At 46.5% G+C, this 13708-nt stretch carries 11 protein-coding genes; 1 reads left to right on the top strand and 10 read right to left on the bottom strand.

Annotated features, from left to right (window positions below):
- Positions 1-11: 11 nt before the first annotated feature.
- The 9 genes from GXP69_RS11045 to GXP69_RS11005 form a co-directional block, all read right to left on the bottom strand.
- Positions 12-3062 carry a tetratricopeptide repeat protein gene (locus GXP69_RS11045; protein ID WP_163915117.1) on the bottom strand — a complete coding sequence of 1017 codons (3051 nt, stop codon included), beginning with the start codon at positions 3060-3062 and terminating at the stop codon, positions 12-14.
- Between the two features lie 15 nt (positions 3063-3077).
- Entirely contained in the window at positions 3078-3365 is a 288-nt protein-coding gene (gene gatC, locus GXP69_RS11040; protein ID WP_163915116.1) for an Asp-tRNA(Asn)/Glu-tRNA(Gln) amidotransferase subunit GatC, read from the bottom strand.
- Complete coding sequence (locus tag GXP69_RS11035; RefSeq protein WP_204281997.1) at positions 3307-4119, bottom strand: lysophospholipid acyltransferase family protein; 813 nt, start codon at positions 4117-4119, stop codon at positions 3307-3309. Before GXP69_RS11035 ends, gatC begins: the two co-directional genes overlap by 59 nt.
- 1017 nt (positions 4120-5136) lie before the next feature.
- Complete coding sequence (locus GXP69_RS11030) at positions 5137-5703, bottom strand: NUDIX domain-containing protein (protein ID WP_163915115.1); 567 nt, start codon at positions 5701-5703, stop codon at positions 5137-5139.
- A 59-nt stretch (positions 5704-5762) separates the two neighbouring features.
- Positions 5763-6143 (bottom strand): RidA family protein, encoded by a 381-nt coding sequence (locus GXP69_RS11025; protein WP_163915114.1) that lies wholly within the window; start codon positions 6141-6143, stop codon positions 5763-5765.
- A 26-nt stretch (positions 6144-6169) separates the two neighbouring features.
- On the bottom strand, positions 6170-6748 hold the full coding sequence (locus GXP69_RS18965) for a hypothetical protein (protein ID WP_204281996.1): 579 nt from the start codon (positions 6746-6748) through the stop codon (positions 6170-6172).
- Between the two features lie 166 nt (positions 6749-6914).
- The gene (locus GXP69_RS11015) at positions 6915-7553 is read right to left on the bottom strand and encodes an alpha/beta fold hydrolase (RefSeq protein WP_235925666.1); all 639 of its coding nucleotides are present in this window, start codon (positions 7551-7553) and stop codon (positions 6915-6917) included.
- A 468-nt stretch (positions 7554-8021) separates the two neighbouring features.
- The gene (acs, locus tag GXP69_RS11010) at positions 8022-9920 is read right to left on the bottom strand and encodes an acetate--CoA ligase (RefSeq protein WP_163915113.1); all 1899 of its coding nucleotides are present in this window, start codon (positions 9918-9920) and stop codon (positions 8022-8024) included.
- Positions 9921-10249: 329 nt separating this feature from the next.
- Positions 10250-10987: an SDR family NAD(P)-dependent oxidoreductase gene (locus tag GXP69_RS11005; protein WP_317164586.1), complete on the bottom strand. Its 738-nt coding sequence runs from the start codon at positions 10985-10987 to the stop codon at positions 10250-10252.
- Between the two features lie 338 nt (positions 10988-11325).
- Between GXP69_RS11005 and GXP69_RS11000 the strand changes: the two genes are divergently transcribed.
- Positions 11326-12120 carry a hypothetical protein gene (locus GXP69_RS11000; protein WP_163915112.1) on the top strand — a complete coding sequence of 265 codons (795 nt, stop codon included), beginning with the start codon at positions 11326-11328 and terminating at the stop codon, positions 12118-12120.
- A 177-nt stretch (positions 12121-12297) separates the two neighbouring features.
- Here the strand turns inward: GXP69_RS11000 and hslU are convergent, their stop codons facing one another.
- Positions 12298-13692 (bottom strand): ATP-dependent protease ATPase subunit HslU, encoded by a 1395-nt coding sequence (gene hslU / locus GXP69_RS10995; RefSeq protein WP_163915111.1) that lies wholly within the window; start codon positions 13690-13692, stop codon positions 12298-12300.
- Positions 13693-13708 lie beyond the last annotated feature (16 nt).

The following is a 13708-nucleotide window of genomic DNA, read 5'->3' as shown; positions in this document are numbered from 1 at the left end:
GCAGGCTGTTTTTATAGTTGCCAGTTATCCAATTTCTGCTGAACAGCCTCGCGGTGCTGCTCAAACTCCTTTATAAATGTAGTGTATTCTTCTTCAGCAAGCAAGTCCTGCAACGTTGCCAGTGCCTGTTCGGCATAGCTGTTAAGCCCTTTGTTCAGGCTCTCCAACGCATAGGCTTTTTGTAACTCTGCCGAGAATGGATTATATGTAATACCTGCCAGTAAAATCTCATAGGCAGTCATTTCGTCGGGCTCCTTTTCTGCAAAATAAGCTGCTGCCCTCTTTACTACTTCCTCATCGTAAAGCAGCAACTTTACGGCCTGTCGGTATTTTTCAGCTGCTTCGCGGTCACGGCCTTTGGCGGCTGCAATACTTGCCTTAAAGTATAGTTTGTATTTTCTGTCGTGCGTTGTAAAATGCAGGTTATCCATGCGGTCTAGCAACACATCGTAGTTTTGGGTATTATTCCAGAGCCTGAGCTGTTGCAGGTTCAGGCGACTGCGCAGTTCGCCTTCGGGCTGCAGCTGCGGTGCCGTTTCTTTAATGGCTTTATTGGCAGATTTCCACTGATGTTTATTCATCAGGTAATCAATGCGATTGATCAGGGCAATGCGGCGAAGCTCCTTTTCGCTGATAGCGTTGATCAGGGCATCCACCTGCTTCACACTGAGCATTGGCAGATAGGTTTGCAGATACCTTACTTTATCGTCGTCCGGGGCAGTTTTTACAATCGTATCAAAATCTTCTTGCAGCACTTCTGCCATCTGGCCGGCAACTTCCTGCGCTGAGGCTATCTCTGTAAAACCTACTTCCTGTAGCGCGTTTATGGCTTGCCGTGGCTCGTTTGCCAGCGCAAGCGCATATCCATGCGACAGGTAAGCCTGTTTATAGCCATGGTCTTTTGCCAGACCAAAGTAGTGGGCAGCCGCTTTATAGTTTTCTTCTTCCAGCATCCAGACGGCCAGAGCATTATAGTAATAACCACTCCGGCCGCTTACCGAAAGGGCCAGGTTCTCAACTATATTTCTGGCTTCTTTAGGGCGACCGTTGTAATGATGTATGAGTGCTTTGCTGTATAAAAGGTCTTCGTGGAAAATCTCGTTCCCCGGTGAGTTCAGATAACGATCAACTGCTTTTAAACGTGTCGTATCACCGTCGTTCAGGCTGCTCAGGGTTTCGTTATAGAACAGCGTAAATTCTTCAACAGCCTCTAGCGTGTCCGGCGCAAAATAATCACTGGTTCTTGTTGTACCCGCTTTTTCGCCGAGCAACTGGCGCAACACTGCCACATTGCTTCGTAGTGGGTTATAATCGGCATTCCGGGCCTCGGCAAGCAGGTTGCGGGCAGGCTCTAACATCCCCTGTCGTGTATAAAAGGCCAACCTGTTGCTCTGAATGGCTTCTTTGTTACTGCTAAATTTCTCTGCCAGGTTAAAATAGTATTCTACAGAATCGGTAACACTGGTTTGCATGTACAGCAAGGCCATGTTATTGTATAGTTCAGCACTTTCCGGAAACTTATCTATGCCCTCGTGCAACACATACAGCTTCTCGAAAAAATATTGTTTCTGGTCGTAGAGGTTGGCCATGCGCACATACAACTTCGGGTTAGGGCGCTTGCTCGCAGCTCCCTTCAGGTGCAGGATTTCGTTGTTGCGCTGCGACTCCGATCTGTAAATTGTGGCCAGGCTATAGTTTGCCTTCACGTTGTTCAGGTCATATACATCACTTTCTTCATAAAAGCGTTTTGCCAGTACAGTATTCCCAGATGCCTGGTAAATATCACCGACATAACTATAGTAACCTGCCTGCGCATTAAAGTAAACACTGTATTGCGAGCGGATGATCAGGATAGCAAGAATTACAGTGCTCATCAGGAAGAACGAGAACAATGTAAATACCTGCGGCTCATAAACCACCTTATACACGGCCTTTCGCTCTTTTATCAGCCTGCCGAAATTCATGAGCAGATAAAGGAAGAAAAGAGCTCCATATACCAGGTGGGTATAAATGATCATGTCCTGGTACAGCACCGTAATGGAGTCGCTGGAAGTAACAAAGGCATAGCCGATGCTCAGGAAGGCTACAGTGGCAAAAACCAGGTATAATACCGCACCTGTAGGCCTGAACGGAAAATGTTTGCCATAGAAAGCTTCGCGTTGCCGCATCCCCCAAAAGCCAGCCACTACCGAAAGCAATAGCAGGAAGTAGGCATTTACGAACACCATATCGGCCTGTATGTAACCGATCTTGCGCAGGTAAAGCAGCAGCAGGTTGAGCAGGTACAGCCCCGCAATCAGGATAAACTGCCACATACTGAAACGGCGCTCCGGTGTGGCTCCCTGTGTATTGATCCAAAGCAGGGCATTTACATTTTCGTACGATACCCAGATTATAAAGACTATCGCAACTACAAGCGTGGCCAGCGAACTATAGTTTACCAGGTGCAAGGCCGTAACCGAAGGCGAAAACCCGGATTCGGCAAAAATGGCTATACCGGCTACCAGAAGCGTCAGCAACATGGCCACTACCCGCAGCCCAAACGAAACGTGTTTCCAGAACGCCTGGAAAGCATAGCTCAGCCCAGCCAACAGAATAATCAGCATCAGCAGTGTTGTCTGCCCCGATTCAGCGCCCAGGATCTGTAGTTGATCTATGTTGAAGGATGCCAGGAAAAGCATGAGCAGCAGTACCCCGGCAAAGTAAGGGATCTGCCGCATGGTACTGATGGCAGCACTGTAGAAGGCAATGCAAACGGCAAGAATACCCAGGAAAACAGCAGCAGGCCAGGTTTTTACTTCAAGGGGGCCTACATCATACTGCTCCAGCAGCAGGTAGCCGTCGGCATACAGTGTAAAGGGTTGGAGTAGTCGCGTAACTTCATGCACCGGTACCGATACCACCTGCAGGTCTGTGATTTTGTCCCAGGCGTAGGCAGCAGTATTACCGGCTATATAATAGTAAGCGCCCAGCAGCAGGGCCGCCGCCGAAAGCACCAGTAAAAAAAGATAGGGATACTTCAGGGTAGCATCCCAGTTCTTCCAAAAGTTCGCTTTACTCATAAACAGGCTTACCGCTTACTCCAGTACCTTTGGCACTCTAAAGTAATCGGAGTCTTTTTTAGGAGCGTTCAACAATGCTTCTTCGTGGGTAATGGTATTTTTGGCTACGTCTTCGCGCATCACGTTCATTTCGGCAGTCATGTGCGTCAGGGGCTCTATGTTTTCCGTATCCAGTTCACGTAGTTTGTCTACCCAGTTCAGGATCTTGTTCAGGTCGCCCAGCATCTCCTGCTCTTTCTCTTCGCTAAATTCCAGTCTGCTCAGATGTGCTAATTTTCTGATGGTTTGAATATCTGTTGACATCCTTGTTATAGTTGTGTTTGGTTAACTCTTGTTGAATAATATGAAATACGCGCTCTTTTAAAGCCGGCAGGTCCTCCAGTGTCATACCTGTGGTTTCAATTGGCTCGTGTATGATCATTTTAAGCGGATGACGGCGGATTTTTAGCCCCACCTCTTCCACGTCGGGCATAAAGCGCTGGTTATACGGCATCGAGACCGGCACAACGGGCAGCTGCTTTTCAATCGCGATCTTAAACGGTCCGTCTTTAAACTCCAGCAACTGTTCTCCGGCTGTCTCGCCTATAGTTCCCTCCGGAAAAATAACCAGACTGCGGCCCTCATCCAGCGTTTTTTTAGACTGGATATAGCTTTTGGCGCTGCTCATGGCACTTCTGCGGTCTACGCTGATGTATAGCGTACCATATACTTTACCCCAGAGCGGCACCTTAGCCAACGAGCTTTTACCTACAAAGTTAAGAAAACCGGGGATAGCCCGCAGCATCATGGGTATATCGAGGTACGAACTATGGTTGGGAGTAAAAATGTAACGTTGTTTCGGGTCGAACTTCATGCGCCACTCCACCTGCAACGGCGTAAGGAACATGCGTAGAAAAATGGCAGACCAGAGCCTGTTGATGTTATGAACATGCCTGTGCCACTGTGGCTTACGAATAAGAAATACCTGAACAGGATATGTTACCACAAATGGCACTATAAACCAGGTACAGCACCAAGTTGTATAAATGCGTTGCGACAGGTATTTGAGCACTTTCATGGTTTCAAATGTAAGAATATTCCGCCATTGTTCAACGCTCCCAAAACCAACTCAGGTATAGAATGATTCAAAAGTATTGTGTGATACCAATGCTATAGTTTCTACTTCTGATATTTCGAAATTCATGAGAAATCTATTTCAGCTTATTATATGTCATCCTGAGCGTTAGCCGAAGGATCTTATATATTCTATAGTTACTACTTGCCACAAGCAGTTTATGCTATAGTTACTACTGATCCTGGGAGCTTTACTGACCTATCGTTTCATTTCTGCTTTGGTGCGCTCACGGCCGCGGGGCCCCGTCTTCGGGCATCGCGCGGTGTACATTTCTTTTGCTCGTACCTCGCAATGCCTGGCGGCACCAGAAATCTACAAGGCGCTCAACCCAAAGACTGAGATCCTTCGATAGTTAATTTATGAGTTTGGTGATAGGCTATAGTTACATCGCTTTTCCGTGGTAGTAGTTCCTAGAGGCAGGCTATGCCTGCCTGCTCGTTGCCTGTAACTATAAAACTATAGGATCAACTATAGCAATGGCAGAAATTCCCCTCTTGGGAGGGGCAGGGGTGGGTTAATTGCCAAATTTAAAACTATAAGGCAAACTATAGCAGTAGCAGAAACTGTCCCTCTTTGAAGGGGGTAGGGGGATGACAAGTGCCAACTATAAAACTCTAGCTCCAACTATAGCATCAACATCAAAGCGCCCTCTCCTGTTTTTAGGAGAGGGATGGGGTAAGGTAAAACTTTAGCAAAAGCCCTGATCCTGTAAATCCTTTAATCCTGAAAATCCTGATTCTGACAAAACCTGCCGGGCCAGTTGGGTTACAAACTCAACCATATCGTTAGACATGGGTTACAAACCAGCGCCAGCGAAATTTAGTACTGCAGCAACTATAGCAATAACCAGGCTCCTTCCCCTGTTTGGGGTAGGGGCTCTCGACAAAAGGAGAAGGTTAGGAAGGGGTGAAACAATAAACTATAGCAGTCGGCCCAACCCTACTTATCCATCAAATCCCCTTAACCCCGGTTCAGACTCACACCTAACAAAAGAGCGGCTTTTAAGATACCGGCTACGCTGATGGCGTCGGTGATCTGGTTGTTCATAGCCATGTGGACGGCTTCTGAGAAAGGCAGGCGCTTTATCTGCAGCACTTCCGTTTCTTCGAAAGCGGTGTCTCCGGGCGTTAGTTCCTGCGCCAGAAAAACAAAGCCTTCTTCGTCGGTAACAGAATTGGAGGTATGCAGGCGGCAAATGTTTGTCCATTTGGCAGCTGTAAAACCGGTTTCTTCCTGCAGCTCGCGCTTTGCCGATTCCAGAATATCATTCTCCACCAGGCCACCGCCCATCGGAATCTCCCAACTATACTCATCAAGTGGGTAACGGTACTGCCCGATCAGGTAAGTATAGCCTTCATCATCTATCGGTATAATGCCAATAGCTTTGTTTTTCATGCTTACTACACCGTAAATTCCTTCGTTGCCGGCTGGTGTCAGCACACGGTCTTCGCGTACCTTTATCCAGGGGTTATGATAAATATCTTCTGATGAAAGTTTAGTCCAGGGGTTATGCTGCTCGTCTGTCATGGCTATAGTTGGTATACTGCAAATGTAAAGCGTTTTAGGCTGATGGCCAGCTTTACAACTTACTTTCGGGCGGCAATCAGCTCTATTTCTACCTGAGCGCCTAAAGGCAGTGCGGCAACACCTATAGTTGTACGGGCAGGGTATGGCGTTGTAAATTGTGTTTTGTAAACCTCGTTCATCGCTTCAAAGTTTGCCATGTCAGTCAGGAACACGTTTACTTTCACTACATCGTCCGGGGTTAAGCCTGCAGCTTTCAGCACAGCAAACAGATTTATAAAACACTGCTTTGTCTGGGCGGAAATGTCTCCTTCTACCAGCTTGCCGGTTGCGGCATCAATCGGGGTTTGGCCAGATAAATATAACAGGTTACCGGTCTCTACGGCATGCGAATAAGGGCCTACTGACACGGCACCTTCGGCGGTAAATGCTTTTCTGCTCATAAAAGTAAATTTTAGTTACTGCTCCCCTATTGCTGAGGTTTCTGTTTGCTTAAGGCTAACAAGATCGTAATTTTTGATAAAGCATAATATATTCCGGGCCGGATAAGCCAATACAGTATTATGCCCATCAGGCTTACCAGAATGCCGAACCCCGTTGGCAGCGCAGCACCAAATGTAAATGTCATTCCGAGCACAAAACCAAGCAGGCACTCGGCCCGGTAAATTGGTATAAAGATCGCAAACGGAAGCATACCTAACACCAGGTAGCCTGTCTTATCTTCGTACCCTAAGGTAAAGCAGATAGCTATTAAACTCCCGAAAAGCAAAGCGCCGGCAAACCTATAAATTATATTTTTAAAAGAGATCCGGGTTTCTGTCTTGTTTCTGAACAAACGCTTTTGGACGCGATATAGTAAATACCAGGTTAGTAAGGGAAGCAAGGCCGCACCCCACCAGTTAGAGATTGCAGGAAAGCTTGCATCTGCTGCGATATGATGACTTGGTACGCCCCCGTGGTTATGTTGCCAGATCAGAAGTGCCCATATCGCAATGGAAACTATAGCTGTAAAGCAAAGACGAAGTTTGTAGAATTCTTTACTGTTCATAATGGCTGAGTTAAGTTATAGTTTAAATTATTAGGTACTCTCTCGATTTCACCCAGCACTTCACAACTTCCACACTCCCGTGGTTTTCCTACAAAACTACCTGCGCTGCACTTCCATTTTGCTACCTTACAAAGCACGGAAATGTCGCTTGTTACAGGTATTGCTTTTAATGGTAATCCTTTATTTTATCACCGATATATTTCAATGCCTTGTCGTAGGTTTCAATCCCGTGCCCCACATTGGCAAACACTTCTATCCCTTTCAGGGTTGTTAAATGTTTTTCTGCATTTTCGACAGACTTTTTAAATGGAAATAAAAGGTCTTTGTCGCCTACCAGCAAATAGGTTTGCGCTTTAACAGCTGCAAGTTCGTTGCCCATATAATAAGGCTTCTGCGTGTTGTCTTTGTAACGACTTATTGCAAAAACCTCATAGTCGACAAGCATTTTTTCTGAAAACTCCGAAAGCTGATGATTGGGTTTTGAGAAAACGGCCTTGTCCAGAAATTTCAAAACGTTCTTTTCGGTTGGTTTTACAATTGGCAGCAGGTTATAATAAAGATTCTGAAACGTTAACGAAAAGGGTTGCAAACAACCCGGATTCAGCAAAAAAGCTGTTTTAATCTTCTCGGGCTTCACAATTCCCAGCTTCATGCATATCAGTCCGCCAAACGAAGCGCCTGCTACAAATGCCTTATCAAGACCTAGCTTATCAAACACTTCGGCTGCCCAAAAACCATAGTCCAGTGATTTTATATCCGGAGTGTTTCCACTACTTAAATTAGGAAGACCGTTTGTTTCCACCATATAGATGCGCAACTTAAGGCCGAGGTTGCCTAGCCCTTTATCAAAATCCCAAATAAGGGCTGTAGTTCTTGCTCCCGGAAAAATCACCAACGTATCCAGGTGCTCTTCCTATGTATTGAGTCCCCAAACATGAGTTACTCCAAGTGCAGTCTCGACCTCGAATCGCTCGTACTTTCTTCCGTTCTGTTTCTCCAACTGTGTTACCCAGTTTTCAAAATAACTGAGGTCAGCTTCAGGATCTTTAAAATAAGATCTGCCCTTTATTTTCATTGTTGTGCTAGCGTATTTAACTACCTCTAATGGTCCTGACACTTGTGCTGCAGCGGATGCTGCTATAGTTTATTCCGCACTATCTCATTTAACCAGATTGGGCCTAATAGTGAAGTACAGTAACTATAGTAAAACATAAAGCTATAGTTATCAGTCATAAGAAACCGATAACTATAGCTCTAAAAGAAAAATATATTTTTACAAAGCCCCTGCTTTGATCTCATCCACTACATCCGGATCGAGTAAAGTTGAGGTATCGCCGAGGTTGGAGGTATCGCCTTCGGCTACTTTGCGCAGGATGCGGCGCATGATTTTGCCGGAACGGGTTTTGGGCAGGCCGCTTACGATCTGAATCTTATCGGGCTTGGCAATCTTACCAATCTTCTCCACTACCGTTTCGATGATTTCGGCACGCAGATAATCTTCGCGCTCCGGTTTGTCCTTGCAGATCACAAAAGCGTAAATGCCCTGGCCTTTCACATCGTGCGGGAAGCCTACCACTGCCGACTCCACCACATGCTCGTTGTGGTTAATGGCTTCTTCAATCTCAGCCGTGCCAAAGCGGTGACCCGATACGTTTATTACATCATCTACACGACCAATAATGCGGTACCAGCCATTCTCGTCGCGTTTGGCGCCATCTCCGGTAAAGTATAAGCCTTTGTAGGTAGAGAAATAGCTCAGGCGGCAACGCTCGTGGTCGCCGTAGGTAGTACGTATCATGCCCGGCCACGGAAACTTCACACACAGGTAACCTTCCACTTCGTTGTCGGTAATTTCGTTGCCTTCGGCGTCTACCAGTATAGGTTGTATGCCCGGTAGCGGGAATGCAGCATGTGCCGGTTTGGTAGGCGTAACATTGGCAAGTGACGAGATCATGATACCGCCGGTTTCGGTCTGCCACCAGGTATCAACTACCGGGCAGCGCTCTTTGCCTACGTGCGTGTGGTACCAATGCCAGGCTTCTTCGTTTATCGGCTCCCCTACCGAGCCCAGCACTTTCAGGGAATCTAAACTATAGGAAAGCACATCATCAATGTCGCCACCCATCAACGAGCGGATGGCCGTTGGCGCTGTATAGAAAATGTTTACGCCGAACTTATCGCACACCTGCCAGAAACGGCCATTGTCCGGGTAAGTCGGTACGCCTTCAAACATCAGCGTAGTAGCACCGGAAAGCAGCGGACCGTAAAGCAGATACGTATGGCCTGTTACCCAACCGATGTCGGCGGTGCACCAGAACACGTCGCTTTCCTGGTACTGGAACACGTTCATGAAACTATACTGGGCATACACCATGTAGCCGCCACAGGTATGCACTACCCCTTTGGGCTTGCCTGTAGAGCCAGAGGTATACAAAATGAACAGCATGTCCTCAGCATCCATTTCCTCGGCTGGGCAATCTTTGGCTACATCTTTTACTTCGTCGTGGAACCATACATCGCGGCCTTCTACCATGTTTACAGCCCAACCAAGGCGCTCAACAACTATAACTTTCTCAACAGAAGGGCAGCTTTCCAGAGCCTCATCTACCACACGTTTTACAGGAATCTGCTTGGCGCCACGGTTTAGGCCATCTGAGGTGAGTACCATTTTGGCACCGGCATCGTTTATTCTGTCAGACATGCTTACAGCCGAGAAGCCGGCAAAAATCACCGAATGCACTGCTCCAATCCTAGCGCAGGCCAATACAGCAAAAGCCAGTTCCGGAATCATGGGCATGTAAATACACACGCGGTCGCCTTTCTGCACACCATTTTTCTTTAGCACATTGGCAAACTGGCACACCTTCTCGTATAGTTCGCGGTAGGTATAGCGCACAAAGCGTTCTTTCGGGTCGTTGGGCTCCCAGATCAGGGCCAGTTTATTGCCGCGCGTTTTCAGGTGGCGGTCCAGGCAGTTTTCAGTTATATTGAGTTTACCGCCTTTAAACCATTTCACATTTGGCTCCTCGAAGTTCCACTCCAGGGTGGTGTTCCATTTTTTGCGCCAGGTAAATGTGCTGGCAATATCGCTCCAGAAGCCTTCGGGGTCGGAGACACTGCGTTGGCAGGCATTCTGGTATTCTTCAAAACTTTTGATCTGATGGCTTTGCATGGGTAAGGCAGGTTGTTTTAAGGTAAGTTAAAAGTACAAGTTGCTTACAATACATTAAACGTGCACACTTGTACTTTGTAGGTATTGTTAAGATAGTTTTTATGCTATAAAGATGCAAGACGCCCGCAACTATAAAAGAGCATAATCACCGGTAAATACACATCAGGCCAATGATTATGCTATACCCGCAACAGCCTGTCGTTGTCCGTTGATCGTTATTTGTTGATCACTAAACTATAGCTTGAATCCAAATTCACTGAACACAAACTATAGCTTCCCAGATAACCTTTCATCCATAATTCGTAATTCATCATTCATAATTAAAAAGCCTACATGTTGCGAACATCCTGCAGCACCTCGCTATAGTTGTCGGTGTTCTGCATGAAGCGGATGATCTTGTGGGCAACATCTTCGGGCTGAGCCAGCACATTACTGGCCTTATAGTCGCGGAATTTTTCGACAGTGCTAAAGCGCTCCGCATCTGCTTCTCGGATCTGGCCCTGCATCTGGGTATCAACCACGCCGGGTGCCAGTGCATATATTTTAACGCCGCTTCCTCGCATGTCCTGCTCTTTCTGGATCGTCATGGAAAGCATATCGAGCGCTGCTTTGGAGGCACAATAGCTTGCCCAGCCATCGATCGGGTATTTGCCTGCGCCAGAGCTGATGTTAATGATAAGCTTTTGGGCGGGATGCTGCTGGTACACCTGCAGGAAAGAGTTCATCAGCATAGCCGGAACGATCACGTTCACGTCAAACACAAACTCAAACCGTTCGTTCGGCATGCCTTCGCCTACATAGCCAATATCGCCCAGCACGCCGGCATTGTTTATCAGCACAAGTTTTTCGGCATCTTTGTAAGGCAGAAACACCTTTTGCAGGTTGTGCTCTACGGCAGGTATATCCGAGAAGTCCAGGGGCTGATGACGGTAGTTTTTATGGTTGATTGTGCTGTTGCGGCAAACGCCTACTACGCAATTGTTATCATCTTTTAACAGTTCTTCTGTCAGGGCTTTGCCTATTCCTTTACTGGTTCCGGTTATGATGTAGATATTCACTTTGCTCACAATTATGAATGATGAATTAAGAATTACGGGTGTGGGGTTGGGAAAGGTTATTCCCGCTCAAGCTTACAAACTATAGAAACTAAACTATAAAACAAAAGCCGGCAGCTCTGCTTCCGCAAATCTGTCGGCTTCTATAGTTTCACTGATCCAGGAAAGCTACACCAGCCCATTAGCATAAGTAGTTACGAGCATTAGATTCCCCTCACATTTCATAAAGGCCTGTTAAGGTTAAAAATCAGCGCATACACTTATCCACCTAAACCATATTACTCTGAATACCTGATACTTGCGTACAAAATATTGTACCCTCCTAGCTGTATTTTTTAAACCTTAATACTATGAAAATTTTTATCAGAAGAGCAGCATTCTTCCTGCTTACTGCTGCCTTATGCCTGCAGGGCTGCGACGGCGATGATCCTCCAAACCCCAACCCCACTATTTCACCTGACCCTGTTGATATCCCCTATCCTAACCAGACAGGCTGCCTCTTAAAAAGTATAATCAGGGATGATGTACGCGAGCTTCATTTCTTCTATGATAAACAAGCTTATATCAACTCTACCACCGAAAATGATATGGTTGTATTTTCGCAACTACAAACTGTTTTTAAATATGACGATAGTAGGAAGATAACACGCCAGGAATACTATTATGATTACCACCCAGACCCCAGCATAACCCATACTTTATACCAATACAAAGATGGGCTCATAAGTCTGGCTGAGCACTATCTTGGCGATGACAGGGTAGTGTATACTGAGAATTTTACTTATGATGAACTTAACCGCCTGATCAGAATTTCTGATACAAAAGGTAATAGCAAGTCCTTTACTTACGACGAAAGAGGGAATGTGATTGAAACTATACAAACTATAGAATCTGAAGAGTTGCGTATAGTTTATGCTGATTACGACGACAAACTTACTCCTCTCAGTAGCGCTACCGGTTACCACAATCTCTATTCTCCCGGAAAGAACAACCCCGGTTCTTCGGCTACTTACCAGAATGGCGATCTGGTTAAAGAAACAACTTATACTTACGCGTACAACGACAAAAACTTACCGACCCGCATCACCGAAAACTCAAGCGACGGAACTACAGAAGTTACAATTATAACGTATCAGTGTAGTTAACTATAGCACTGCTTATAAAACAAAAAGCCGGCAGCTTTGCATCTGCAAAACTGCCGGCTTTTCTGTAAACTATGGTTGCAAACCCAGCGAATCTGAGATTCGCTCCTATAGTTAGGCACCGAAGAAACTTCCGCGCCGGTTTTAACATTCTAACTTTTTAACTTCCCAACTTTCTAACTATAGAATATACTCGCTCAGGTCGCGGTTTTTCACCATGTCTGATAGCTTTTCCTGCACCAGTTCGCGGGTTATCACAATCTGGGCATTGGCGCTTATCTTGTCCGGCACATCAAACAGAATGTCGTTTAGCAGGCGACTCATGATGGTCTGCAGGCGACGGGCACCAATATTTTCTACTTCAGCATTTACCTCATAAGCCAGGCTTGCAATCTCATCAAGAGCTTCGTCGTTAAAGGCAAGCGACACATTTTCTGCGGCCAACAAGGCTTCGTACTGCTTGGTAAGCGCGTTTTTAGGGAACTTCAGAATCTGGTAGAAGTCATCCTTAGTCAGGCTTTGCAGCTCCACACGAATCGGGAAGCGGCCCTGCAACTCTGGTATCAGATCAGAAGGTTTTGCCACGTGGAACGCACCGGCAGCTATAAACAAAATATGGTCGGTATTGATGACGCCGTATTTAGTATTCACTGTTGAGCCTTCAACTATAGGCAGCAGGTCGCGTTGCACACCTTCGCGGCTTACGTCTGGTCCGCCGCCACCTTTTTTGCTGGAACTGGCTACTTTGTCTATCTCATCAATAAAGATCACACCGGAGTTCTCTGCTTTAAAGATCGCTTCTTCCTTCACTTCATCCATATCGATGAGTTTGGCAGCTTCTTCTTCCAGCAATATTTTGCGTGCCTCGGCTATCGTCACTTTGCGCTTTTTGGTCTTCTTCGGCATCATCCCGCTGATCATCTCCTGGATGTTCATCATCGATGCCTCGTCCATGCCAGGTCCTAAAACGCCCATGCCCGGCATAGCACTTTGCTGCACGCGTATCTCAATCTTACGGTCTTCTAGCTCACCATTACGGATCTTTTCACGGAATCTTTCGCGTGTACGCTCGTTCAGTTCATAGTCATTCTCCGGCATGGCATTCGGGTCCGAACTCATATTTACCGGCGATGTGCTACGTCCCTGAACCGGCGGGATCAGTGCATCCAAAATGATGTCTTCCACAATCTCGGCCGCACGCTGCTTTACTTCTTCCTTCTTCTGGGTCTTCACCATGTTCACCGACTGCTCCACCAGGTCGCGCACCATGCTTTCCACGTCGCGGCCAACGTAGCCTACTTCCGTAAATTTAGAAGCCTCAACTTTGGTAAAGGGTGCATCAGCAATTTTGGCAAGGCGGCGGGCAATTTCCGTTTTACCCACACCCGTAGCTCCAATCATCAGGATGTTGTTCGGAACAATCTCTTTCTGAATGTTTTTATCGGCATTCATGCGGCGCCAGCGGTTGCGCAGGGCAATGGCTACGTTACGCTTGGCATCCTGCTGCCCAATTATATATTTATCCAGCTCCGCTACAATCTGGGCTGGTGTTAAATGTTCTAAGGAATCTAACATCTTATTCGTTATTAAA

The organism is Pontibacter burrus, assembly GCF_010686685.1.
GTDB classification, from domain to species: Bacteria; Bacteroidota; Bacteroidia; order Cytophagales; family Hymenobacteraceae; genus Pontibacter; species Pontibacter burrus.
This window is presented reverse-complemented; position numbering and strand designations above follow the sequence as displayed.